Source organism: Salipiger aestuarii (assembly GCF_003259905.1).
GTDB classification, from domain to species: Bacteria; Pseudomonadota; Alphaproteobacteria; order Rhodobacterales; family Rhodobacteraceae; genus Salipiger; species Salipiger aestuarii.
This window is the reverse complement of sequence record NZ_QLMG01000034.1, coordinates 1-23,087: the sequence shown is the minus strand read 5'-3', so window position 1 is coordinate 23,087 and position 23,087 is coordinate 1. Positions and strand designations below refer to the sequence as shown.

23 protein-coding genes, 1 tRNA gene and 2 pseudogenes are annotated in these 23,087 nt (G+C 55.8%); 9 read left to right on the top strand and 17 right to left on the bottom strand.

Translation table 11 applies throughout. The features are described 5' to 3' along the window. Window positions 1–7: 7 nt before the first annotated feature. The 3 genes from ATI53_RS15945 to ATI53_RS15935 are packed head-to-tail and all read right to left on the bottom strand — an operon-like array spanning window position 8 to window position 2,807. Window positions 8–814: an ABC transporter permease gene (locus tag ATI53_RS15945; protein WP_009502338.1), complete on the bottom strand. Its 807-nt coding sequence runs from the start codon at window positions 812–814 to the stop codon at window positions 8–10. Window positions 815–822: 8 nt separating this feature from the next. Beyond that, window positions 823–1,743, bottom strand: coding sequence for an ABC transporter permease (locus ATI53_RS15940; protein WP_205912151.1), 921 nt, complete (start codon window positions 1,741–1,743; stop codon window positions 823–825). Beyond that, complete coding sequence (locus ATI53_RS15935; RefSeq protein ID WP_111550834.1) at window positions 1,743–2,807, bottom strand: ABC transporter ATP-binding protein; 1,065 nt, start codon at window positions 2,805–2,807, stop codon at window positions 1,743–1,745. The genes ATI53_RS15940 and ATI53_RS15935 overlap by 1 nt, the downstream gene beginning before the upstream one ends. Window positions 2,808–2,924: 117 nt before the next feature. Here ATI53_RS15935 and ATI53_RS15930 point away from each other — a divergent pair, with 117 nt between their 5' ends. Continuing rightward, entirely contained in the window at window positions 2,925–3,725 is an 801-nt protein-coding gene (locus ATI53_RS15930) for a helix-turn-helix transcriptional regulator (RefSeq protein WP_111550833.1), read from the top strand. A gap of 26 nt (window positions 3,726–3,751) precedes the next feature. Here the strand turns inward: ATI53_RS15930 and nusB are convergent, their stop codons facing one another. The 4 genes from nusB to rlmB form a co-directional block, all read right to left on the bottom strand. Continuing rightward, the gene (nusB, locus tag ATI53_RS15925) at window positions 3,752–4,243 is read right to left on the bottom strand and encodes a transcription antitermination factor NusB (protein WP_009502342.1); all 492 of its coding nucleotides are present in this window, start codon (window positions 4,241–4,243) and stop codon (window positions 3,752–3,754) included. Then, window positions 4,240–4,791 carry a 6,7-dimethyl-8-ribityllumazine synthase gene (locus ATI53_RS15920; protein WP_009502343.1) on the bottom strand — a complete coding sequence of 184 codons (552 nt, stop codon included), beginning with the start codon at window positions 4,789–4,791 and terminating at the stop codon, window positions 4,240–4,242. Before ATI53_RS15920 ends, nusB begins: the two co-directional genes overlap by 4 nt. Further along, a complete protein-coding gene (gene ribB / locus ATI53_RS15915) occupies window positions 4,791–5,915 on the bottom strand; it encodes a 3,4-dihydroxy-2-butanone-4-phosphate synthase (RefSeq protein ID WP_009502344.1) in 1,125 nt (374 codons plus the stop codon). Before ribB ends, ATI53_RS15920 begins: the two co-directional genes overlap by 1 nt. Window positions 5,916–6,022: 107 nt before the next feature. Next, window positions 6,023–6,802 carry a 23S rRNA (guanosine(2251)-2'-O)-methyltransferase RlmB gene (rlmB, locus tag ATI53_RS15910; protein WP_009502345.1) on the bottom strand — a complete coding sequence of 260 codons (780 nt, stop codon included), beginning with the start codon at window positions 6,800–6,802 and terminating at the stop codon, window positions 6,023–6,025. A gap of 133 nt (window positions 6,803–6,935) precedes the next feature. On the opposite strand from rlmB, the gene ATI53_RS23380 reads away from it, so the two are divergent. Beyond that, window positions 6,936–7,019, top strand: a tRNA-Tyr gene (locus tag ATI53_RS23380). Between the two features lie 562 nt (window positions 7,020–7,581). Here ATI53_RS23380 and ATI53_RS23995 read toward each other — a convergent pair. The 5 genes and pseudogenes from ATI53_RS23995 to ATI53_RS15890 form a co-directional block, all read right to left on the bottom strand. Further along, window positions 7,582–8,556 (bottom strand): annotated as a pseudogene (locus tag ATI53_RS23995) (recombinase family protein); the annotation flags it as partial. A gap of 32 nt (window positions 8,557–8,588) precedes the next feature. After that, window positions 8,589–9,146 carry a hypothetical protein gene (locus tag ATI53_RS23020; protein WP_146609945.1) on the bottom strand — a complete coding sequence of 186 codons (558 nt, stop codon included), beginning with the start codon at window positions 9,144–9,146 and terminating at the stop codon, window positions 8,589–8,591. Between the two features lie 28 nt (window positions 9,147–9,174). Then, entirely contained in the window at window positions 9,175–10,797 is a 1,623-nt protein-coding gene (locus ATI53_RS15895) for a type IV secretory system conjugative DNA transfer family protein (protein WP_111550830.1), read from the bottom strand. A gap of 100 nt (window positions 10,798–10,897) precedes the next feature. Then, the gene (locus tag ATI53_RS23375) at window positions 10,898–11,047 is read right to left on the bottom strand and encodes a hypothetical protein (RefSeq protein WP_170134597.1); all 150 of its coding nucleotides are present in this window, start codon (window positions 11,045–11,047) and stop codon (window positions 10,898–10,900) included. Between the two features lie 22 nt (window positions 11,048–11,069). Beyond that, entirely contained in the window at window positions 11,070–11,282 is a 213-nt protein-coding gene (locus ATI53_RS15890) for a hypothetical protein (RefSeq protein ID WP_111550829.1), read from the bottom strand. A gap of 304 nt (window positions 11,283–11,586) precedes the next feature. Between ATI53_RS15890 and ATI53_RS15885 the strand changes: the two genes are divergently transcribed. After that, window positions 11,587–12,453 carry a hypothetical protein gene (locus ATI53_RS15885; protein ID WP_111550828.1) on the top strand — a complete coding sequence of 289 codons (867 nt, stop codon included), beginning with the start codon at window positions 11,587–11,589 and terminating at the stop codon, window positions 12,451–12,453. A 168-nt stretch (window positions 12,454–12,621) separates the two neighbouring features. Further along, on the top strand, window positions 12,622–12,996 hold the full coding sequence (locus ATI53_RS15880) for a hypothetical protein (protein WP_111550827.1): 375 nt from the start codon (window positions 12,622–12,624) through the stop codon (window positions 12,994–12,996). Here the strand turns inward: ATI53_RS15880 and ATI53_RS23015 are convergent. From ATI53_RS23015 to ATI53_RS24445, 3 genes are read right to left on the bottom strand one after another with little or no spacing between them, the layout of a single operon-like run. Next, on the bottom strand, window positions 12,988–13,419 hold the full coding sequence (locus tag ATI53_RS23015) for an aspartyl protease family protein (RefSeq protein ID WP_146609944.1): 432 nt from the start codon (window positions 13,417–13,419) through the stop codon (window positions 12,988–12,990). The genes ATI53_RS15880 and ATI53_RS23015 overlap by 9 nt on opposite strands. Then, entirely contained in the window at window positions 13,416–13,628 is a 213-nt protein-coding gene (locus tag ATI53_RS23010; protein WP_146609943.1) for a hypothetical protein, read from the bottom strand. The genes ATI53_RS23015 and ATI53_RS23010 overlap by 4 nt, the downstream gene beginning before the upstream one ends. Then, complete coding sequence (locus ATI53_RS24445) at window positions 13,612–13,959, bottom strand: trypco2 family protein (RefSeq protein ID WP_375342741.1); 348 nt, start codon at window positions 13,957–13,959, stop codon at window positions 13,612–13,614. The genes ATI53_RS23010 and ATI53_RS24445 overlap by 17 nt, the downstream gene beginning before the upstream one ends. Window positions 13,960–14,634: 675 nt before the next feature. On the opposite strand from ATI53_RS24445, the gene ATI53_RS15875 reads away from it, so the two are divergent. Genes ATI53_RS15875 through ATI53_RS15860 form a run of 4 tightly spaced genes read left to right on the top strand, consistent with a single transcriptional unit; the run spans window position 14,635 to window position 21,013 of the window. Continuing rightward, window positions 14,635–17,370 (top strand): class I SAM-dependent DNA methyltransferase, encoded by a 2,736-nt coding sequence (locus tag ATI53_RS15875; RefSeq protein ID WP_111550826.1) that lies wholly within the window; start codon window positions 14,635–14,637, stop codon window positions 17,368–17,370. Beyond that, a complete protein-coding gene (locus ATI53_RS15870) occupies window positions 17,363–17,767 on the top strand; it encodes a hypothetical protein (protein ID WP_205912150.1) in 405 nt (134 codons plus the stop codon). Before ATI53_RS15875 ends, ATI53_RS15870 begins: the two co-directional genes overlap by 8 nt. Before the next feature lie 2 nt (window positions 17,768–17,769). Continuing rightward, window positions 17,770–19,824: a DEAD/DEAH box helicase gene (locus ATI53_RS15865; RefSeq protein WP_111550824.1), complete on the top strand. Its 2,055-nt coding sequence runs from the start codon at window positions 17,770–17,772 to the stop codon at window positions 19,822–19,824. Continuing rightward, the gene (locus tag ATI53_RS15860; RefSeq protein ID WP_111550823.1) at window positions 19,817–21,013 is read left to right on the top strand and encodes a GIY-YIG nuclease family protein; all 1,197 of its coding nucleotides are present in this window, start codon (window positions 19,817–19,819) and stop codon (window positions 21,011–21,013) included. Before ATI53_RS15865 ends, ATI53_RS15860 begins: the two co-directional genes overlap by 8 nt. Window positions 21,014–21,074: 61 nt before the next feature. On the opposite strand, the gene qatD is transcribed toward ATI53_RS15860, so the two are convergent. Together qatD and qatC are read right to left on the bottom strand one after the other, a co-directional pair. Further along, window positions 21,075–21,788, bottom strand: coding sequence for a Qat anti-phage system TatD family nuclease QatD (qatD, locus tag ATI53_RS15855; RefSeq protein ID WP_111550822.1), 714 nt, complete (start codon window positions 21,786–21,788; stop codon window positions 21,075–21,077). Next, a complete protein-coding gene (gene qatC, locus ATI53_RS23005) occupies window positions 21,781–22,899 on the bottom strand; it encodes a Qat anti-phage system QueC-like protein QatC (protein WP_146609942.1) in 1,119 nt (372 codons plus the stop codon). Before qatC ends, qatD begins: the two co-directional genes overlap by 8 nt. A 3-nt stretch (window positions 22,900–22,902) precedes the next feature. Between qatC and ATI53_RS15845 the strand changes: the two are divergent. Continuing rightward, window positions 22,903–23,087, top strand: a pseudogene (locus ATI53_RS15845) (IS256 family transposase); the annotation flags it as partial.

The window sequence follows — 23,087 nt, the reverse complement described above, 5'->3', positions numbered from 1 at the left end:
CTGTTGGTTATTGGGTCTTTTGGCCGGATCGCCCGATCAGCCAGGACAGGGTGACGAACGCCACCGACACACCAAGCATCAGGGTGGAAATCGCCATGATGTTGGGCTTGATACCCTGTTTCACCGCTCCGAAAATGGCGGTGGGCAGGGTTTCGACCCCGGCGCCCTTGACGAAATTGGTGATGAGGAAATCGTCCAGCGAGATGATGAACGCCAGAAGGAAGCCCGAAAAGATGCCGGGCCTCATCAGCGGCAGCAGGATCAGCCTGAAGGCTTCGCGCGGTGTGGCGTACAGGTCCATCGCCGCCTGTTCGTAGCTGTCGGAGATGCTTTGCATGCGCGCCGCGATGGGCAGGTAGGCAAACGGAATGCAGAACGTCAGATGTGCCAGCAGGATCGTCCCGATGCCCCCCGAAAATCCGATCGCGGTGAAAAAGATCAGGCTGGCCACCGCCGTGACGACCTCGGGGACCATCAGGGGCAGGTTTATCAGGGCGAATGTCGCGGTCTTGGCGCGGAAGCGCCCGGCGCGATGCATGGCGACGGCGGCGCTGGTGGCGATGATGGTGGCGCCGGTGCCCGCCAGCACCGCGATGATGATGGAATTCATCGCGGCGCGCTGGAATTTCGGGCTTTCCGGCCCGGTGAACACATCCGCGTACCAGGCCAGCGAAAACCCGCCCCACCGGGTGATCGAGGTGGATTCGTTGACGCTGTAGACCGCCACCACCATCAGCGGCGCATACAACACCGCCACGCACGCGAGCGTTATGGCGAAAAAGCCGGGAAAGCGGCGCAGATCAAGCTGTTTCATGCCCCCGCTCATGTCCGGGTCTCGCGGGTTTGCGACCGGGCGTAGGCCAGCAGGACGATCATCACGATGGCCATCAGGATCATTGCGCTTGCGGCTCCGAACGGCCAGTTGCCGGCGGCGCCCTTGAACTGTTCCTCGATCAGCGAGCCGATCATGAAACTTTTCGCGCCCCCCAGCAGGTCGGGCGCCAGGAAGGCGCCAAGCGAGGGCACGAACACCAGGATGCAGCCCGCGATGATGCCCGGTTTCACCACCGGCAGGATCACGAGGCGCAGGATGGTCCAGCGCGACGCGTAAAGATCGGCCGCCGCCTCGCTGAGTGAGAAATCATAGCGTTCGACGGCGGCGTAGACCGGCAGAACCATGAACGGCAGGTAGCTGTAAAACAGCCCCAGCTGGACCGCGAGGTTGGTGTTGATGATGCCCAGCGGCGCGTCGATGATACCGGACCACATGAGGGCGGCGTTCAGGGGGCCTTCGTCGCGGATCAGGAATTTCATCGACACGGTGCGGATCAGCAGGTTGACCCAATAGGGCACCGTCACGATCAGCAGCCAGACCGTACGCATCCGGGCGTCGCGCGTGGCGATGAACCAGGCGGTGGGAAAGCCGATGAGCAGGCACAGGATCGTCGCCAGCCCCGCCTGCCAGATCGACCGCCAGAAAATGCCAATATAGGTCCATTCAATGCTGGCGGGGTCATCGCCAAACAACCCGCGGTTCAGGAAAAACTGATCGTAGGCGGTCAGGGTGAACTCCCAGATCACGCCGCCGCGAAATTCCTTGGTCAGGAACGAATAGACCGCCATCAGCATCACGGGGATCAGCAGGAACACCCCGATGACCAGCCATGTGGGCAGCAACAGCTTGACCGCGTTGCCCTTGTAGATATCGGAACCCGATGCGCCGCCCGGCGCCATCGCCGCCATCAGGCCGCCAGCAGGCGCGCGGCGCCCGCCTCCAGCCGCAGGCCAAGCCGGGCACCGCTTTGGGGCAGCACGGTCGCGGCGGCGTTTTGCAGGCGGACGGTCATTTGCTCGCCGCCTGCCAGATGCGCCTTGAGCTGAATATCGGTGCCCAGATACACCTGTGCGCCGGCGGTTGCGATCAGGTCGGCCTCGGACGGCGCGCAAAGGTCGATGCGTTCGGGGCGCACCGACAGCACGCCTTGCGTGGCGTCCACCAACCGGGTGGGGCATTGGATCGCGCGGCCGCCGGGCAGGGACACCTCGGCGAGACCGTTCGAGATGTTCAGCACGGGCACCTCGATCAGGTTGGTTTCACCGATGAAATCCGCGACAAAGCGGTTTGCGGGGGATTCATAGATTTCGCGCGGGGTGCCGACCTGCTGCACACGGCCATCCGACATCACCGCGATGCGGTCGGACATGGTCAGCGCTTCTTCCTGGTCGTGGGTGACGAAGACAAAGGCGATGCCGGTTTCGCGCTGGATCTGCTTCAGCTCCATCCGCACCGCCTGGCGCAGCTTGAGATCCAGCGCCGACAGCGGCTCGTCCAGCAGCAACACGCGCGGTTCGGGGGCCAGCGCGCGGGCCAGCGCCACGCGCTGCTGCTGCCCGCCCGACAATTGGCCCGGACGGCGTTTCAGAAACGCCGACAGATGCACCAGTTCCAGCGCCTGCCTGGCGCGCCCTTCGGCATCCACCACGCCCCAACCCAGCCGTTGCAACCCGAACATGGCGTTTTCCAGCACGGTCATATGGGGAAACAACGCGTAGTGCTGGAACACCGTGTTCACCGGGCGCCTGTAGGGGGGCAGGGGGGCGATGTCTTCGCCGTTCAGGCGGATCTGCCCGCCCGACACCGGCTCGAACCCGGCGATGCACCGCAGCAGCGTGGTCTTGCCACACCCCGACGGCCCCAGCAGCGTGAAAAATTCATTGTCGGCGATGTCCACGGACACACCATGCAACGCGGTGAAGGTGCCAAAGCGTTTTTCGACGCGGTCGATGCTGATCACGGTTCCGATCACCTGTGTCCCCTGTCTGTCCGGATCGTTGTCCGGGCTTGTACGGGCGATACCACCCGGTTAGGTGGGTATACCCTATTCCGGGTGAAATATGGGGGTATATACCCCCAAAGAGGTATCATGCGAGATTTGCCAAATCTGACGGAAAATTTCCTTGGGCACGCCATCGCCGCGCTGAATACCGAAGACTTCGCGGGCCTGTTCTTTCAATGGCTGACGCGCTGCTTTGAAATCGACAACACCACGATGCTTGCGTATTTCCAGAACCGCGCCCCGCAACTGTTATTCTCTCACGCGCATGAGCCGCGCGTCCACGACAGGATCGTGTCGGACTACCTGACAGGGGCCTATCTGCTGGATCCGTTCCACGCTTTGCACATCGAACGGGCACCGGCGGGGGTATACCGGATGCGCGACATCGCCCCCGACCAGTTCACCCGCAACGAATATCACGCCGTCTACTATCAGGAGACGACGCTGTGCGACGAACTGGCCTATGTCGGATGTCCCGCGCCCGGCGTGTCGGTGCATGTCTGTCTCGGGCGCGACGCCAGTTCCGGGCGGGCGTTTTCGGCGCGCGACATGGAACGCGCGCTGCGCATCGCGCCCATCGCCTGCGCGCTGATCGAACGGCAGTGGTCGGGGCTGAGGTCGACGGGTGATTTCAGGGACAGCGATGTGTCCGCCGCGCTGAGGCGCCGGATCATGAGCGATCATGCCATCGCGCTGACCGAACGGCAGGCGGAAATCGCGCTGCTCGTGCTCAAGGGGCATTCATCGGGGTCGATCGCGATGCGGTTGGGGATCAGCCCGCAGACGGTCAAGGTGTTCCGCAAGCAGCTGTATCGCAAATGCGCGATTTCATCCCAGGCCGAGCTGTTTTCGCTGATGATGCCGCTGCTGTCGACGCTGGAATTCTAGCGGCGGCAGGCATTGACGGTCGGCGTTCAGAACGCCTCGGACCGGGCCTCGCGCGCCATGTGATCCAGCACGGCGTTGACGAATTTCGATTCACGACCCTCGGGAAAAAACGCCTGCGTGACCTCGACATATTCGGCGATGATGACACGGGGGGGCGTGTCGCTGTCGACCAGCTCCGCCCCGGCGGCACGGAACAGCGCGCGCAAGGTCGGATCGATGCGGGCGATGGGCCACTTGGCCACCAGCGCCCGGTCGGTCATCTGGTCGATGCGGGCCTGATAATTCACCGCCGACGCGGTGATCTTGCCGAACAGGGTGATGTCGCCCTCGATCATCTCGACCCCGTCGTCGATTTCCGCGCCGAAACGGTGGTCGATGAACTCGTTCTGGACACGCTCGACCGTCTGTCCGGCCGCTTCCATCTGGTAAAGCGCCTGAACGGCATAGAGACGCGACGCGGATTTCATCTTTCGCTTCTGATTGCCCGAAAGGGGCTGGGGCATGTCGGGGGTGGTCATGCGGTATCTTTTCCTGCGCCGGTTCCCGCCACCTGGTACTCGTCACGGGCGGGCACGAATCCCACCCCTTTGCGGGAAGAGCCCCACCTACGGGCCAGCGCGATCAGATGCAAGGCTGCAGCCGCTGCGCCGCCGCCCTTGTTCTGGCCGGCGGTTTCGGCGCGGGCCCAGGCCTGATCGTGGTTTTCGACCGTGAGGATTCCGTTCCCGATGCACAGCCCCTGCAACCCCAGCAGCGTCAGCCCGCGGGCGCTGTCGTTGCATACGGTGTCATAATGTGTCGTCTCGCCGCGTATGACGCAGCCAAGGGCGACGTACCCGTCGAAATTCGACATGCGCCCGGCGATGCCTATGGCGGTGGGCAGTTCCAGTGCGCCGGGCACTTCGATCACCTCGTGAAACCCGCCGGCGGCTTCGATCTCGGCCACGGCGCCGGCGACGAGCTGTTCTGCGATGTCCTTGTAGTAAGGCGCCACCGCGATCAGGATCTTGACCGGTTTGTCGAATTCGGGGCGGGGCAGGATGTAATGGGGTTCACTCGATGCCATCAGAGGCCTCCGATCTTGCGTGTACCGGTGATTTCAAGCCCGTAGGCGTCCAGACCGACGACCCTGGGGATCGGCGAGTTGGTCAGCAGGACCAGCTTTGACAGCCCGAGCGAGGACAGGATCTGCGCGCCAAGCCCGTATTGGCGCAGGGTGCGCGGAGAACTGCCTTCTTCGGGGTCCAGCTTCATCGCGGTGTCGCGCAGCAAAACGACAACGCCGCGCCCTTCGGCGGCGACGGCATTCATCGCATCGCGGTATTCATTGGCGCGCCCGGTATGGCCGGTGCCGACGATGTCGAGCATCGGGTCCATGGCATGCATCCGCACCAGAACCGGGTCCGGGGTCGAAAGGTCGCCCTTGGACAACACGATATGTTCGTCGCCATGGGTGGTGTCGGTGTATATCTTCATGTCCCAGACGCCGCCGAATTCGGACGTGACGGTCTGTTCGCGCACGCGGCGCACAAGGTTGTCGTGGCGGCGGCGATAAGCAATCAGATCCGAGATCGTCCCGATCTTCAGCCCGTGGCGCTGTGCAAAGGCGATCAGTTCGGGCAGGCGGGCCATGGTGCCGTCGTCATTCATCACCTCGCAGATCACCCCGGCGGGGTTCAGCCCGGCAAGCCGGGCCACGTCCACCGCAGCCTCGGTATGGCCCGCGCGCACCAGCACGCCGCCGGATTTCGCGCGCAACGGAAACAGGTGCCCCGGCGTCGCGATATCGGCAGAGCCTTTGCTGGCGTCAATCGCCACGGCCACGGTGCGCGCCCGGTCGGCGGCGGAAATCCCGGTGGTGATGCCCTCGCGCGCCTCGATCGAGGTGGTAAAGGCGGTTTCGTGCCGCGAGCTGTTGTTCACCGACATCATCTTCAGCCCCAGCTGGTCGCAGCGTTCCGGCGTCATCGACAGGCAGATCAGGCCACGGCCATAAGTGGCCATGAAATTGATCGCATCCGGGGTGGCCCATTGGGCGGGGATGATCAGATCGCCCTCGTTCTCGCGGTCCTCGTGATCGACGAGAATGAACATACGCCCGTTGCGGGCATCCTCGATGATCTCTTCCACCGCAGAGATCGCTTCCCTGAAATCAGTTTCGACCGGTCCGGGGGTTTCGTATTCCGCCATGTCTCGCCACTCCTTGTCGCAAGAGCGAAATACGGTTTTCGCGCGCGGAAGACCAGAACGGTTTTTGGATCGGCAGCCGCGGCGCCGGCGGGGACAGGGGGGGGCGCCTAGGGACGGGCCGCGTAAAGCGCCACGGCAGCGGCGTTCGACACATTGAGAGAGCCAAAGCCGCCCGCGAAGTCGATGCGCACAAGTCGGTCGACCGTTTCCCTGGTCTTCTGGCGCAATCCAGGTCCTTCGGCGCCAAGCACCAGGGCGACGGCGCGGTCGCGCAGCCCGTCCAGCGCGGCCTCGACAGTGTCTTCGGCGTCGCCATCAAGTCCCAGCACAAGGTAGCCCATTTCCTGAAGCGCCTGAATTGTGTCGGAAAGGTTGCGTTCGCGCAGGTAGGGCTGGCGCTCCAGCGCGCCGCTCGCGGTCTTGGCCAGCGCGCCGGTTTCGGGGGCCGAATGATGCAGCGTCCCGATGACGGCCTGGGCGCCGAACACCTCGGCCGAGCGCAGAATGGCGCCGACGTTGTGCGGATCCGTCACCCGATCAAGCAACACAAGGCGCGGCGGGCGCGTGCCGTCCCCCAGCGCCACGTCGCCAAGATGGCCCCAGTCAAGCGGTTTTGCCTCAAGCGCGGCGCCCTGGTGGACGGATTGCGGATCGAGTGGCGCGTCGAATCTGCGCGGGTCCTGAACATCCGGCGTGATGCCGGCGGCCGCGATGGCGTCGGCAAGGCGCAGTTCGGCATTGGGCGTCACGATCAGCCGCAACTTTTCACGCCGGGGGTTGAGCAGGGCATCGCGCACCGCGTGCAGGCCGAAAAGCCAGACCGTCTCGGCGGCGCGGGCCTTGCGGGTCTGTTCCTTTTCGACGACCCATTTCGGTTTCTTCACCATGGTATTGCTCCTGCTTGCGAGGTTCGCTTTCCTTGCAACGCGCTGGGCAGGGTTGCAACGGATTTTCCTGTTGACGCCGGTTTTGGCCGAAGGTAATCAGCCCCCCACACGCTGGGCAGGCCCGGTGTGACGTGGGCGACAGGCCGCAAGGTGTGGCAGGGGACTGTAACTCCCTCGCGGAGACGCACGCCTGGTTCGATTCCAGGGTCGCCCACCATCCCGCACTTCGGGGTTGAAAAATCCGCTAACACCTTGAATGGAAAGGTGATTTCAGCGGTTCGATAACCTTCATTCCGGCTATAGCGAAGTGGCTCTGCGAAGGTCAGACGCAGCACTGTTTGCTGCATCGCAAAGTCGCCTTTCTTGTAAAGATTCCAAGGGTTTGTCAGGAACTGAATGGCCGGTTCGATAAATTCAGACAGGTGTCCCTTTGCAGGGAGCGCGGAATCGATCTTATCCTCCAGTTTCAGACGTTGAAGCTCCAGCTCTTCGATATGCGCTTCATAAGCGCTAATCACGGTCGGGCTGGATGATTGCACAATGCGCCCAAGCAGCGACTTCACTTCGCTATCCAGAGACTTGAGCTGCTTGTTGAGCGTCTCTTTCGCGTTCTTGGCCTCAGAGAGGCGCATCTCCCAAAGATCGGTGAACATTGCCCGTGCCATCGCTACAAGTTGCTTGGCTGGCTGAAGCGAGCGGAGAATGCCTTCTGCCCCATGCTCAATCTCGTCACGGCGGATCGACTTGCGCTTGGAGGCGCAACCTTTGGTATCGCAGAGATAGTATGGATAGAGCTTATTGCGGCCTTTGGACCAACAGGAGGTCATGGGCTCGCCGCAATCATCGCAAGCAACAAAGCCGCGCAGCGGGAAGTCTTCGTTGATGTCCTTTCGCGCAGGCGCATACACCACGCCATTTAGGACGTTTTGAACGCGCTCAAAGGTCTCGAAGCTAATCAGAGCTTCATGATGCCCCTTGCGAATGGTGACGCCCCAATCCGGCGCTTCAACGCAGCCAGCATAGACAGCGCGCTGTAGAATGTCTTTGACCTTTGAAGGATGCACATAACCCGATGCCCCACTTTTGGGGAAGTCGGGTTGGCTCTCAAGGAAGCGTTTGACCTCAACTTGCGAGCGGAAACGCCCACTGGCGAAACCTTCGAGCGCTTCTTGAATGATCGAGGCCACAGGCTCATTGCGCACAAGGAGCTTTCCGTGCTCACGGTTCTTGGAGTAGCGGTAGCCAACAGGCGGGTGAAAGACATAGTAGCCTTTCTCCACGCGGGCTTTCATTTTCTGGACCACCTGGCGGCGGTTTTGTTCGCGCTCAAGTTCACCTTGAGCGGCGATAATAGTTTCGATGAATTTGCCTTCCGGCGTATCTTCAAATTTGAAGTTCAGGCATTCGACAAGCGCACCGCGCGTCTTGAATGCCTGACGAAGCTTGATGTGCATTTCGGTCTCACGCGCAAAGCGCTTGAGATCGTCAAAGATCACAACGTAATTTTTGTCGGGCTGCGCATCGAGGTAACTAAGAAGCGCAACCATGCCTGGGCGCTTCATGAAGTCGCCGCCGCCCGATGCGTCATCGGGGAAAACGGCTTCGACGTCATAGCCCTTGGCTACCGCATACTCGCGGCAGCGGTGTTCTTGGCTTTCCAGCCCGCTCCCTTCCAGCTTTTGTTTGGTCGAGGAGACCCGGCAGTAAATCACTGCTTTAAGCTGGGTCTCCTCTTTTTTGTTTGCAATGGCCATGAGGCCTCCTTTCAATCTTTGGCGGTCCGCGATCACGTATCATCGCTGGCGCGCTCGAATTCTTTGCTCAGAGTGTTTACAGGCTTGGATTCATTAGAATCCTTGTTGCCTTGCACATCAAGCTGTTGCTCAGCTTTTCCACAGGCTTCTTGGCCTAGCACCTCTTGAAGAGGGTGAACGCCGAAGCCGAGGTCCACGAACGCAACGATGATACCCCAGAGCGCCTGCACGATCTCTTCTTTTTGATCATCGGTCAGAGCGGGATCATCGAGATAGGCTTGATACTTCGCCGTATCGATCCCGATGCTGGGCTTGGCTGCCGCATTCAGCGCGAAACGGAAGTCCTGGTCTTCATCGTGTTCATTCATGGCCGCACCCTCCTTTCCGATTTTAGGCGTGCGCGTTCCCGCATCCGCTCCAAGCGGATGTGCATCAATTCCGTCGTGCCCTTGAGGTGCCACGCGCTGAACAGCCGAGGCGGAAAGTGGTACGGCATAAGCCGAACCTTGCTCTACTTTCATTTTACCACTTTTCGGGCCAACCCCGCAAATTTCTGCGGTTTTTTGGCTTTTGATCATTTCCTGTTTCATGTCGTTTTCCTTTTGCTTGTTTCAGTTTTCAGTATTTGGGGCGGTGGCCTTCAATGAAGCTCCATGTCCCATTTTGGTATTGCGGCAGATCAGCGAGCGCCGAAGGCACGGATTCCGTGATTACCTTGAGAGATCGCATCCGTTTGAAGCGGCCAGGCACTTTGACCGATCCAAGATCACGGTCGAAGTAAGGGTTCGGCCCGCAAAGGCCCGTGTATCGCGGCATGGCGAAGTACGGGCTTTTGTCCGCAAGAAACGGCGGAATGCCGTATCCCGAGGCCATGACGAGGGATTGCTTGTGGCTCATCCCGAGAATTTCTTCGGGCGTCATGAGCGCGCGCGCCTGTTTGCGTTTGTGTCCGCGCTCATAGTCCAGCGTCTTCATAGACAGACCCGTGCGCGTAGCATTGCCGCGCCCGAAGAGCGCATCGTGCATCGCTTCGCGCATGGCGCGCTCGGCGCGGTGCTGAGTGAGATGATCCTCCAGCTCCAGCGTTTGGTTGCCGAGCTTGGCGCTTAGATGCCGCGCGGTTTCCAGGTCAGAGATACCGCCGCCGAGATAGACTTCGATGTCTGCGCTCGCCGAGAGCGTCATCGCGCCTGTGGGCCCAAGGTTGTTTCGAATTTGCCCGATGTCCTGATAGACGCAGACGGGGGAAAGTCCGAAGCCGCGCCCAATCGAGTAGAACTCGGCAATCTCGGGGAAGCGCCCGAGTTGGGCCGCTTCATCGATGACCAGATTGAGCGTTGGTGCATCAGGCCGCATTTGCTTGATCGTGCGCAGCGTCGAGAAGAACTGGCGAATGACCGCCGCGTTCTGCTGCGTCATCTCCGGCGGCATGACAAAGAAGACAAAGACAGGATCGGATGTGTTCTCGCAGAGCACATCTAGAGTGAAGTCGGCTTCCTGTGTGCGAACGAGAGCAGTTTGCAGGCGCGGATCGTTCATGAACGCCAGAGCGTTGCTGATGCCGCCCATGACAGAATCGAAGGTGCGGCGGCTCTCTGCCGCCATATCCAGCATCTCGTCAAAGGTGATGCGAAGATCGCCTTCACCCATAGCGCTCATGACCGAAGCCGTCTCTTCCCAGGCGTCGGGGTACGAGCGCACCATCCCGATCAGTTCATAGAGCGACGTCGGAGACACCCCGCCATCCAGATGCACAAGGCCGCGCATAAGAGCATCGAGCCAGTTCTGGCCCTTCTGGTCGAAGAATTGGGAATCTCCGCCGCCGCTTTCGGGCAGAAAGGTTCGCGCCGCACGTCGTGCATCTGCGACCAGACGCGGACTATCAGGCGTGAGGTGGCTTAGAAGCGAGAGCCGATTTCCCTGCACCCCATGGGTGAAGTAAGGATTGATCTCGTAGACCCGCGCCTTGATGGATGCAAAGTACGGCTCCATGACAGCCCGCAGCTCACGCTTGGGATCGAAGATCGCATAGCGTGCGGGCTCGCTGCCCCGACCAGGCGCATCCATGAGATGTGCTAGGACGGATGTAAACTTGCCTGAGCCAGCGCCGCCGATCAGCAGCATGCCCGCATTCTTCGAGTGATAGAGTTTGCGTCCGCCCGCGAAGCCAAAGGGCACACCGCCCTTTGCCATGAAGGCGCGGTGGATTTCGAGGTCTTTGCGCAAATCGCGCCGAGCCATAGGGGTATTGTTCCTCAAATCGCATGAGGGTCTCCTTTCATGTTTCAGTTGTGGTTTTGGGTGGGATGACCGCTTTTAGAGAGCGGCCATCCCGCTTCGATTATTGGCCACCGATAAATAGGCCGATGAGTGCCAGAACGAAGGCAACGGATGCGATCCCTTGCAGGACCTCCTTCACTTTGTCCCCGAAGGTTTTGACCTTACGGCGACGCATGATGGTTCCGACTTGTTCTTCAATGATCTTAGGCATTTGGTTTCCTTTCGTGTTGGTTTCAGATGAGGCGGTAGGCGATGTAGACGCCTGCCACAGTCAGTGCTGCACTGATTGCTGCGCGTGCCGCGAAAAAAGTCAGCGGCCAGGTGAGGATCATCCACATCGCCATGATGAAGTTGACCATTTCGGGCCCATAACTTTTTGAAGACAGCTGCCAGACATAGGGAGCTGTAAACTCGTGGAACGGTGGGCTGACCACGATGGAGACCATCGCAGCGGCGCATGTTGCGAAACCGCCTTTCAGGTCTTCACCAGGTCCTCGGCCTCCTTGGCCTGGGTGTTGAGGTGGATACATTATTTACGTCCTTTCTCTTTTCCTTTGCTGCGTCAGACACAGCTCGATTGATCGCTGAAATTGAAACTTTCAGCGCTTAGGGTGTTTGTTTCGTTTGTAGTTTTTGTCGTCTCAGCGCCATGATCAGCGCATGACCAGTAACTAAGCCCCGACCATAAATCTGTCACGGAGCTGAGTTGGAACTTGTCAGCTTTAGGAATTATGGGCCAAGCTGCACGTCATGAGCGACAAGGCTAAGAAACCTAAAAACCGCTTTCTTGCGGGCACGCATGTCTCAGAGGACGTACTTGTACGGGTGTTATTTTGTTGGCTGCATGGCATGACATACTCTTCCATCCCAAAGGCTGTGATCGAAGATGGTGGCTATGTTGATCTAGGCATGACCAAGCTTCAGCAAACCTTAGGCACTCGCTTCAAACTCGCAAAAAGCAAAGATCGAAAAGTCTCCCGCCAAGCCTCGCATCGCATTATTAGGGATGTGTCTACCAAGATAATTGTCAGGGAGTTCTATGACCGCCGAAACAGTCTTGCCAAGATGATGGAAGGCGAAATTCCCGATGTCTTGAATGGACGAAAATGGCTTATGCCAGCCTTGGGAAAAACCACGACGCAGGCAGAAAAACTAAGGTTTGTAAAAAGTATGCGAGACACTAACATCAATGCATACGTAAAACCCATCGCCAACAGAGTATTAGAGATCAGCTCTAATACGATCCCTTACGATGACATCAGGAAGATTCCCGGAATGGTACCAGCCGATGTCTTTGAAAACCACGTTGTAATAGAGAAGATGCGGGAGCGATATAGGCGCTTCAGAGGGTACAAGCCCTCGGGCATGAGTTCGCATGTGGCTCATCAGATGTCGATCCGCCAAGGCGCTGATATGTTGTTTATCCATGAAGGATACATCCACAACAAAGCCCTGCCCAAATATGATCAGATGGAAACGGCTGAATATTGGTTGCTTTGTGTCACGCATGCTTTGGCGGTACTGCTCATCCAGCTTGAAACAGGCCAGACCTATGATTTCATCAAGAGCAATGTGCTGGGGTCATCCTCAACCTCACAAAATACGCAGCCAACCTGACTGACAATCTTATCGTGTAATTGCAGCGTAAATAGAATGCCGACATATTCTTGAAAGCTGGTATTGCGTCCAACTAGTTCAGAAAGACAAATCGCACTTAGGTCAGCATTATTGACCATAGTATTTTTAATGTGCTAGCGTGCTTACTTTCTTAAAAGTGAGGGCTAAATGAAAAAATACGAATTGGTATTAGAAGATTGCATTAACGTCTCAGGTGAACCACTGTACAGAATTCGCGCACTTGTTGATTTTGCCAATGCAGCATCTGGTGATTTGGGAGGTTATGTTCAAAGTGAAACGAATTTGTCTCACGATGGTGAATGCTGGATTGCAGATGAAGCAATAGTTCAGCATGATTCAAGAATTGAAGACGATGCGCTCATTTACGGACATGCACATATTTTTGGTGGCGCAACAGTTAAAGATGGGGCAAAAATCGGCGGATTCGCACAAGTGTCGAGACAGATGGTAATTTCGGGCGACGGAATAATTGAGGCAGATCGCCCCACTGCCGGGCCGTCCCCATTTGAGTTGCTAGGGTAAGGCTAAGGCTAAGGCAGACTTTGCGTACAGCCATCCCTGCTCATCAAGACCAAACTTCAGTGTTCGTTGGATCGTAGTTCTGCCAATCAATGGCGTTCCAACAACCCCGAATAATGCATCAACTTTATTGCGATACCCCTTAATCGAAACTTGAATTGTCGCCAAAGAGTATTCCTCTTCACATCCATTTGCGAGAAGCATTTTCCGCTTTGGACATTGGTTTAAGTCGATATTCAAGTACTTTGCTTCTCCTGAATTTAGCATCAGGTGATCGGCCCCAGTATCTAGCAATCCCCATATTGGAATCGCGACGTTGCCGCTCCCGTGCAAGGTTATCATTGTAAAGGGTAGGAGCCTATTCTTCGTGAGCTGGGTTCCAAAATAGTCTTTTCCAGCATACCGAACATTGGCTGGAGCCATCATACTCGCTCCCGAAAATCAACAAAGGCGAACAGCGGAGCCTTTCCTTCAGAAATCGCATGCTCAAATTGTTCCAGTAAATATGCCTGGGAGTCGGCGGACGTAATGACGCCGTCGCTAGCTGTAAATGCTATCCATAGTCCCAAACAACTTTCGAGAGCTTCAGGGTGCCAGATTTCTGCGAGTGCTCTGCTGTCAGCTTCCGTCGCCACTAGAATCGTCTCCTTCGAGCACATTGGGGTCGGGATCAGTTCCACTAGTTTGCTCGCCAGCTCTCGCTGCGATACCTGGCTTCCCCGGGACCGGCCCAAATTTCAATGTGACTCGACTAACGCTTTCAAGGTTTCCTTTAGCACTCGTATCCACGACCCAAAACTTGATCCCGCCACCAGCTTCGGCACCAACAGTGACGGCCAGCTCTAGCTCGCAATCTGTAAGTTGGATTACTGTGTCATCAGGAGCTCTATCACGCACTGCCCGAAGCTCATTGGCAGTCGTTTCAATAAGTTGGGCGAGGGAGAATCCCGGATGTACATGAGGCATCTTTCGTTTTCCAAACCACCGAATCAATTTCATTTGTTGACTATAACACCGCAATGGATTTTTTGACGCAATTACTGAACCTCCTTGACCGCAAGCGAGATAGCTCCGCGTGGACCCGAATCTAACGTACAGACGTGTCTTAGCGAGGCTGAAACCTGATGTGCGAGATGTGTCCCAGCGAGGCTGAAACCTGATGTGCAAGATGTGTGCGTGGTAGTACCACTCACATCTTGACAAGGGGGCCCGCTCCAGACTTTCAGTCTTGCGCGCCCCCGTTGCATCCCCCCGGCCAGTGGCTCGGATCAGGGTTTGAACCCATCCCAGAGCCAGCAGAACGCATCCCCGTTCAATCAGTCGCAAGGAGACTTCGCTCTCCTTTGCAAACCTTCGATCCAAGAGCCTTCGTGCCCTTAGAAAACCTGACCATGCCATGGAGACGATTTCATCGAGACCAAAGGGCGTTCCTGCCCCTTGAAACCCAGACCAAAAAGGGAGCTGTCGCGCTACCCTTCCTTGGAACCATCCCATCGACCAAAGGTGCTTCGCGCCCTTGGAGCCCAGACCAACAATTCCGTTCGGTTGGAATGTGGATATCCGCTAGATTTTGTATGTCTGTGGATGCACACAACAAAGCTAGCTGCTAGGTTCAACTCATAGCTATGGAGTCGTTGAACCTTGAACGCCGTTGAAATCGAAGAAGCCATTTCCGCACTCGCTGAGCAGCCTTTTGACGCTCAGGAGTTCCCGTATGCTTTCCTCGAAGCATTCGGGAACAAGGCCACGACGCTCAAGCGGCTTCGCACCGGGGCTTCCAACAAGTCCGATCTTGGAGGTGTTCTCCAGACCAACAACATCCACATTGCCGTCTGTGACGCTGGCGACGTCACACACACGTTGGCGGAGCTGAAGGCAAGCCCCTCAACCGCCAAAGCCAAAGCTAAATTCGTGCTCGCCACGGACGGCGCTGTCCTTGAGGCCGAAGACCTTACCACGGGCGAAACGATTGCCTGCGCCTACAAAAATTTTCCCGATCACTTTGGCTTTTTCTTACCCTTGGCGGGTATCAGCACCGTAAAGCAAATCCGCGAAAGCTCGTTCGACATCAAGGCAACGGGTCGCCTCAATCGCCTCTACGTCGAGCTTTTGAAAGACAATCCCGAATGGGGCACTGCGGAACGCCGTCACGACATGAACCATTTCATGGCGCGGCTGATATTCTGCTTTTTCGCGGAAGACACGGACATCTTTGCCAGCGCGGATCAGTTCACCAAGACGATTGAACAGATGAGCGAACGCGACTCCTCGAACACACACGAAGTGATCAGTGAGCTCTTCCGCGCCATGAACACCAAGGCCGAAGATCGAACTTCGGCAGGCATTGCCCGCTGGGCGAATGCCTTTCCATACGTGAACGGCGGCCTCTTTTCCGGCACTACGGACGTGCCGCGTTTCAGCCGGATCGCGCGCTCCTATCTGATCCATATCGGCAGCCTCGACTGGACGAAGATCAACCCTGACATTTTTGGGTCGATGATCCAGGCCGTAGCGGATGATGAGGAACGCGGCGCGCTTGGCATGCACTACACATCCGTGCCAAACATCCTGAAGGTGCTCAATCCACTCTTCCTCGATGATTTGCGCGAGAAGTTGGAAGAAGCGGGTGACAACCCCCGCAAGCTTTTGAACCTGCGCAATCGCATCTCCAAGATCAGGGTGTTTGATCCAGCCTGTGGATCGGGCAACTTCCTTGTTATCGCCTACAAGGAAATGCGCGCCATCGAGGCTGAGATCAATGAACGGCGCGACGAGGCCGATCGGCGCACGGAAATCCCGCTAACCAACTATCGCGGAATCGAACTGCGCGACTTCCCCGCTGAGATCGCGCGGCTGGCGCTGATTATCGCCGAGTATCAATGTGACGTGACCTATCGCGGTCAGAAGGAAGCTCTGGCGGAATTTCTTCCGCTTGACGCCAAGAATTGGATCACCTGTGGCAATGCTCTGCGGCTTGACTGGCTAAGTATCTGTCCCCCGACCGGTACAGGCGTCAAGATGCAAGGCGACGACTTATTCAGCACACCATTAGACCAAGCTGAAATTGACTTCGAAAATGAGGGTGGAGAAACCTACATCTGCGGGAATCCACCGTATCTAGGAGGAAAAAAACAAGACGACGAACAGAAATCAGACATGATCTCAGTCTTTGGCAAGAGCTTTCCATACAAGAATTTGGACTACATTTCTGCGTTCTTTGATAAAGCTTCCGACATATTAACTTATGCAGAAGCTGTTGCTTTTGTGACTACGAGTTCAGTTAATCAGGGCTCTCATGTTCCTACGCTTTGGCCGCGTTTGAGAAAGAAAGGGATATCGATAGATTTTGCCTATGCACCTTTCAAATGGGCCAATAATGCTCAAAATAATGCAGGCGTCTTTGTAACGATACTAGGACTATCCAAGCGTCCTTCATCGAGAGCGATATTATTCGAAGCCGAAGTTAGGCGCGAAGTCTCGCATATCAATAGCTATCTAATTCCAGCCAGCGAAGTTATCGTTCAAAAGGAAGGCAGGACGATTTCTGATATTGCCAGAATTATTACGGGTAATGCAGCTTATGACGCTCAACACCTGAGAATTACCCCAAGCGATTTGGATGAAATTAGAAAATCCCCGGTCGATGTGCGGGATATGTTAAGGCGCGCTACAGGTACGACTGAGTTCATAAACGGAAGCTTAAGCTGGTGTTTGTGGATCGACGACGACCAACTAGATCGTGCCAATGAAGTTCCCAGAATAAGAGAAAAGATCTCAGCGGTTGAGGCATATCGGGTCGGTGGCGGTGACGTTGCAAGAAGTCTCGCCAATCGGCCTCATCAATTTCGATTTCGGAATACAGCGCAATCCAAACAGATTGTCGTGCCACAAGTATGCGTCGCTGACGCAGGATATTTACCTGTCGGGCTACTAGAGCCTGAAGTTATCGTTACCCACCTTGCACACGTAATGTATGATCCGGAGTTGTTCAACTTTTCATTGATAAGTTCCAGAGCTCACTTTGCTTGGGCTACAGCACTATCCGGTCGACATGGAAACGGTCTACGCTATGGGTCCAATCTTTGCTGGAACACCTTCCCCGTTCCAAAGCTGACAGAGAAAAACAAGGTGGATTTGACCCGTTGCGCCGAAGACATCCTTCTAGCGCGCGAAGCACACTTCCCGGCGACCATCGCCGATCTCTACGATCCCGAGGATATGCCTGCGGACCTGCGCGCCGCGCATGACCGCAACGACGAGGTTCTAGAACGTATCTACATCGGACGACGCTTCCGCAACGATACCGAGCGGCTGGAAAAGCTCTTTGAGCTATACACTAAGATGACCAAGACAGTTGGGAAGAAGCAAAGTGTTTGAGCGCGTCTCCTACAGCGACCTGAATTCCCGACAGAAGGAAAATTACAACTTCCAGAAGGTTGCGGGCGAGCTAGCCGACTACGGGTACAATTGCTTGCGCTTGAATGACGATTGGCAAGGCGCTGATTTTCTCGCCTGCCATATCGATGGCAATGTGTTCCTGAAAATTCAGCTCAAGGGACGCATGACCATCGACAAGAAATACTTAGGTAAGGACATCCATATCGCATTTCTCAATGGCGGTGAGTGTTTTGTGTACCCACACGATGAGATGCTTGAGCGCATTTTAAAGCTCGACAAGATTGGCACGTCCAAGTCCTGGCTCGAAGTTGGTGCATACTCGTGGCCGCAACCACCGGTGTGGGCCAAAGATATTTTGAATGATTATAAGGTTTGAAAATGAAGAATAAGAATGTTCCCTCAGTCTCCGTAAATTACGCCCAAAACGGCAACTCGACCAAATCGAACGAGCTTGGCATGCGGGCGATGCAGGAGCGTGCTTATGAGAAGCGGGGCGAACAATATCTTTTGATCAAGTCGCCGCCTGCATCAGGGAAGAGCCGTGCACTGATGTTCATCGCGCTGGACAAGCTGCACAATCAGAGGCTCAAGCAGGCAATCGTGGTGGTGCCGGAAAAATCCATCGGATCGAGTTTTGCTGACGAGCCGCTGAGCAAGTTTGGCTTTTGGGCAGACTGGAGCGTTCAACCGAAGTGGAACCTCTGCAACGCACCTGGCGGGGATGATGGTAAAGTTGGCTCGGTTGGAAAGTTCCTGGAGAGCGATGACCAAGTGCTTGTCTGCACGCATGCCACTTTCCGCTTTGCCGTCGATAAGTTTGGGGTACAGGCATTTGATAATCGGTTGATCGCGGTGGATGAATTCCACCACGTCTCGGCTAACCCTGACAACAAACTCGGTCAGCACCTTGGTGACTTCATGGCGCGCGACAAAGCGCACATGGTTGCCATGACGGGATCGTATTTCAGAGGTGATGCCGAAGCGGTTCTCTCGCCCGAGGACGAGGCCAAGTTCGATACCGTCACCTATACCTATTACGAGCAGTTGAACGGCTATAAATATCTGAAGACGCTTGATATTGGCTACTTCTTCTATTCCGGCTCCTATGCCGACGACATTCTGAAGGTGCTCGATGCGAACGAGAAGACCATCCTGCACATCCCGAATGTGAACTCGCGTGAGAGCACCAAGGACAAGCATCGCGAGGTGGAGCATATCATTGATGCTTTGGGCGACTGGCAAGGCACCGACCCGAAGACCGGCTTTCAGCTTGTGAAGACAGAGGACGGACGCGTTTTGAAGATTGCTGATCTTGTCGATGACGAGGCCGTCAAACGCGACAAGGTTTCGGCGGCATTGAAAGACCCTGATCAAAAGAACAATCGCGATCATGTAGATATCATCATCGCTTTGGGCATGGCCAAGGAGGGCTTTGACTGGATTTGGTGCGAGCACGCCTTGACGGTTGGCTATCGAGCGAGCTTGACTGAAATCGTTCAGATCATTGGCCGAGCGACACGCGACGCCGAAGGGAAATCACGCGCGCGCTTTACAAACCTCATCGCCGAGCCGGATGCAGCCGAGGAAGCCGTAACGGAGGCGGTGAACGATACGCTCAAAGCAATTGCCGCCAGCCTTCTCATGGAACAAGTGCTTGCGCCACGCTTCAACTTCACGCCCAAGAGCCCGAAGAGTGGGCCTGTTGAGGGTTTCGACTATGGTGAAGGTGGCTACGATCCAGCGAAAGAGAACGTTGGCTTCAACGAGGATAGCGGTCAGTTTCAAATCGAGATCAAAGGGCTGGCCGAGCCCAAGAGCAAGGAAGCAGCGCGCATCTGCCAAGAAGACTTGAACGAGGTAATTACAGCCTTCGTTCAGGACAAAACGACGATTGAGCGCGGACTGTTTGATGAAGAGCTAGTACCCGAAGAGCTGACCCAAGTGCGGATGGGCAAGATCGTCGGTGCAAAGTTCCCCGAGCTAGATGCTGACGATCAGGAAGCCGTTCGGCAACATGCTGTCGCAGCGCTCAATTTGACCCAGAAAGCCAAGGAAGTTGCTCTTTCTGCGCCCGATGATGACGCGCAGACAAGCGGCAACACTGCGCTCATCGATGGCGTTCGGAAGTTTGCGATGGACGTGCGTGAGTTGGACATCGACATGATCGATCAGATCAATCCATTCAGCGAGGCCTATGCGATTTTGGCCAAGACGATGAGCGAAGAAAGCCTCAAGCAGGTTCAAGCGGTTATTTCAGCAAAGAAGGTGCAGCTTTCACCTGAAGAAGCGCGCGACTTGGCGCGGCGGGCCGTGAAGTTCAAACAAGAGCGCGGGCGTTTGCCCTCCATTACATCTGCTGATGCCTGGGAAAAGAAGATGGCCGAAGGTGTGGCTTACCTCGCACGCATGAAGCAGGAGGCCGCAAATGGCTAGAGCATTTACCGAGGACGACGATGCTCTTCTAGCTGAGCTTGGCGTTGATGTTGACGTCAAGAAAGCCGTATCTCGCACGCCGCGCGAAGAGCGCATCATTGCTGGCTTTGAAGAGATTCAGCGGTTTACTGAAGAAAAAGGACGAGCGCCTGAGCATGGTGAAGAGCGCGATATTTTTGAACGGCTTTATGCTGTACGCTTGGACCGCATCCGCGAGCTTCAAGAGTGCCGTGATCTGGTAGAGCCGCTTGATCACCAGAATCTTCTAACCGGATCAGCCGTAAAACAGTCAATTGATCCTGACGAGCTCGACGACGACGCCTTGCTTGCTGAGCTTGGAATTGAGGTGGAAGCGCCATCAATCGCAGAGCTCAAGCATGTCCGTTCAACAGCAGAGAAAAAGGCTGCCGAGAACATTGCGAACCGTGAGAAGTGTGACGACTTCGAAACCTTCAAGCCACTGTTTGAGGAAATTCAGAAAGAGCTTAACTCGGGCCTTCGTGAAACCAGAAAGTTCGAGCTAAAGGCTGAGATCGAGCCAGGGCGGTTTTTCATCGTCGGCGGTCAAAAAGCTTATGTCGCTGAGATGGGGGAGATGACTCTTACCGATCAGGGTCGCACTGATGCCCGTCTGCGTGTCATCTTCGACAACGGGACCGAAAGTAATATGCTCATGCGCTCACTCCAACGCGCGCTTAACGCGGATGGTGAAGCAGGACGTCGAATTACAGAGCCTAACGCGGGACCGTTGTTTTCGGATCAAACTATCGATGGCGATGAGGCGAGTGGTACGATCTACGTGCTACGCAGCAAGTCTGATCATCCTCTTGTGATAGAAAACCGAGAATTGGTTCACAAGATTGGTGTCACCAATATGAGCGTGGAGAAGCGCGTTGCAGGTGCACACCTTCAACCAACATTTTTGATGGCGAATGTCGAGATTGTCGCGACATATGAGCTTTACAACATTAATCGAACCAAGCTCGAAAACCTGATCCACCGGATCTTCGAACCTGCACGGCTGGAAATTGAGATCATGGATCGTTTCGGTCGGCCAGTTTTGCCGCGCGAATGGTTTCTTGTGCCATTGTTTGTAGTCAAGGAAGCCGTTGAAAAGATCAAAGATGGTACTATTTCAAGTTATGTCTATGATCCTAAGCGGGCCTGCTTAGAGCGGACGGAGACCTGATGTTCGGATGATAAAATGACGAGCCATTGGTTCCATTATCTCGAAATATTAAATTGAAAGTCTAGGCAATCAAATTTGCCAAATTAGACTTCAAACGACTGTTGGCCTCCTTCACATCCACTCCCCAAATCTTTGCGAGACCTTTCGCTGCGGCTGTTAAAGAAGCCGTAACGTTCGTGCTTGCGAACGGGGCATCTGTTTCGGTCAAAATGCGTTCATTCGGAATAGTTTTTAGTGCGGCTATGCCTTTTTTGCTGCGTAACATAGGAACGCCAACTGAAAACCAGCACCCCATCCTGATCGCTCTTTCAAGCTCATTCTGGGTTCCGGTGAACCAATGGAGTACGGGAATGCCACACTTTGGATGGTCAGCGAGTTGATCTAGAACCGCTGACGCCGCATGCCTGCTATGTATTGAGATAATTTTTGAACCGTGTGAACTGCAAAGGCTAAGTATTGTGGTAAAGACTTTGGATTGTGAATTTTTTGAGCTTGCGAACTCTTTTCCACCATCCAATCCAACTTCACCTACGTAGCGTGTTTCGCCGAGCATCCTTTCGAACAAGGGCAGCTCATCGGCGCGCTCGGCGACAAGTTGCGGATGATATCCAAGAGCAGTTCGAATGCGGCCATCTTTCTTTACCAGCCTTGATGTCTTTGGAAATGCCTTAGGGGTGGTGGTTACCGACAACACGTAGGCCTGTGCATCCTCCAGTTCTCTAACCACTTTTTTCGGGTCATCCATCAAGTCGAGGTGGCAATGGAAATCAATCACATTTGATTCCTTGGCTAATAAGATAGTCGCGAAGCTCTGCTAGCCCGCGGTCATAGACAGCAAGCCAGTCTTGTCTATCGTTATTCGCAGTCGGCAAAGGTCCCGTTTTCAATGCTTTCGCGAGCCGCTCATTCGGCGTCGTAGGTCGAACCGCTCGAATGACTGCCAACAGATCGTCTTTCTTCACACCCTCTCGTTCCGCAAAATTCTGCGGGACTGAATAGGTGTATTTTGTCGTGTCCGTAATACCAGACCTGTGGAAGGATGAACGGCGTATAAGGCATGGCAAGCAACGGCCACACTGTTCACTCTTACGTTTCCATTTCCCACAAGAAACAGTTTCACTGGCGTATCGTTGATCATCCACCGAAAGTGAAGCGTTCAGCATCATTTCGCCCTTGGTCTGATTCCAGAAAGGGTTTTGAATGCGGGCTTTTATGCCGACAATATCGAAAAGCTCCTGCATCAGGGAAAGGTAATTGGGGTGCGCTGTACGGGTGCTATGAGAACCAATACGCCTTGGTGTTAGCGGTGCGTTGAGAGCGATGAAGCCATTCTCTGGTATGTATAGCGGGACCTGGTTCAAGCTATTGAGCTCAGCAACTGCATCCGCGCAAACGGCAGCCATTGCCAAAAAGTTAAAACTACGACCGCGCATCGTCGTGTCGTTTGCTCCCCCTGATTGGCGGGGGCTTGCATTGAAGGCCAAGCGCTGAAGTGTAAGCCCTAAGCGATCATACAAGTAATTTTGACGTTGAGCGTCCTGTGGGTAAGAGTGACTGACTAAAATTGGATTGCTGCCGTTTGCAGCCAGGTGTTTTACGCCCAGCCAACTATCCAAGCCGCCTGAGTACAAGCAGACGCTATCTACCCCAGTCAGATTGGACTTCTTGCGAAGCTTGCCACCTACAGAATTTGGTTTTGAGGGACCGTTCGGCAGGAACGTGAAGCTCCACCGATCTCCGGTTAAGAAATCGAGTGTGTTTTCTAGTAGTGGCTTAACGGCGGTCCACTGGTCGTGTCGCGGAAGTGGTGGAAATTCGAAGGCGGCGTAATCTCCGGGTGACCTGAAACCCACCCAACCGGCGGCGCCAACCGCCAGGGAGATCACGCCATGACCCAGATTACCGACACCGCGAGCTTTGCGCTACTGGCCGGGGAGGCCGGGTTCGACCCGATCGAGGATCGCCTTCGGGCGAACGTCCGCCTCACCATCGAGGCGATGTTCGAGGAGGAGCTGGCCGCCTTTCTCGGCCGCCTGCGCTATGGCCGGTCGGGCAGCCCGGCGAAGGGGTATCG

Excerpts from the sequence above, each read along its gene's own strand:
- ATI53_RS15945 (WP_009502338.1), bottom strand. The coding sequence starts at position 814 with ATGAAACAGCTTGATCTGCGCCGCTTTCCCGGCTTTTTCGCCATAACG.
- ATI53_RS15940 (WP_205912151.1), bottom strand. The coding sequence starts at position 1,743 with ATGGCGGCGATGGCGCCGGGCGGCGCATCGGGTTCCGATATCTACAAG.
- ATI53_RS15930 (WP_111550833.1), top strand. The coding sequence starts at position 2,925 with ATGCGAGATTTGCCAAATCTGACGGAAAATTTCCTTGGGCACGCCATC.
- nusB (WP_009502342.1), bottom strand. The coding sequence starts at position 4,243 with ATGACCACCCCCGACATGCCCCAGCCCCTTTCGGGCAATCAGAAGCGA.
- ATI53_RS15920 (WP_009502343.1), bottom strand. The coding sequence starts at position 4,791 with ATGGCATCGAGTGAACCCCATTACATCCTGCCCCGCCCCGAATTCGAC.
- ribB (WP_009502344.1), bottom strand. The coding sequence starts at position 5,915 with ATGGCGGAATACGAAACCCCCGGACCGGTCGAAACTGATTTCAGGGAA.
- rlmB (WP_009502345.1), bottom strand. The coding sequence starts at position 6,802 with ATGGTGAAGAAACCGAAATGGGTCGTCGAAAAGGAACAGACCCGCAAG.
- ATI53_RS23020 (WP_146609945.1), bottom strand. The coding sequence starts at position 9,146 with ATGAAACAGGAAATGATCAAAAGCCAAAAAACCGCAGAAATTTGCGGG.
- ATI53_RS15895 (WP_111550830.1), bottom strand. The coding sequence starts at position 10,797 with ATGGCTCGGCGCGATTTGCGCAAAGACCTCGAAATCCACCGCGCCTTC.
- ATI53_RS23375 (WP_170134597.1), bottom strand. The coding sequence starts at position 11,047 with ATGCCTAAGATCATTGAAGAACAAGTCGGAACCATCATGCGTCGCCGT.
- ATI53_RS15890 (WP_111550829.1), bottom strand. The coding sequence starts at position 11,282 with ATGGTCTCCATCGTGGTCAGCCCACCGTTCCACGAGTTTACAGCTCCC.
- ATI53_RS15885 (WP_111550828.1), top strand. The coding sequence starts at position 11,587 with ATGAGCGACAAGGCTAAGAAACCTAAAAACCGCTTTCTTGCGGGCACG.
- ATI53_RS15880 (WP_111550827.1), top strand. The coding sequence starts at position 12,622 with ATGAAAAAATACGAATTGGTATTAGAAGATTGCATTAACGTCTCAGGT.
- ATI53_RS23015 (WP_146609944.1), bottom strand. The coding sequence starts at position 13,419 with ATGATGGCTCCAGCCAATGTTCGGTATGCTGGAAAAGACTATTTTGGA.
- ATI53_RS24445 (WP_375342741.1), bottom strand. The coding sequence starts at position 13,959 with ATGCCTCATGTACATCCGGGATTCTCCCTCGCCCAACTTATTGAAACG.
- ATI53_RS15865 (WP_111550824.1), top strand. The coding sequence starts at position 17,770 with ATGAAGAATAAGAATGTTCCCTCAGTCTCCGTAAATTACGCCCAAAAC.
- ATI53_RS15860 (WP_111550823.1), top strand. The coding sequence starts at position 19,817 with ATGGCTAGAGCATTTACCGAGGACGACGATGCTCTTCTAGCTGAGCTT.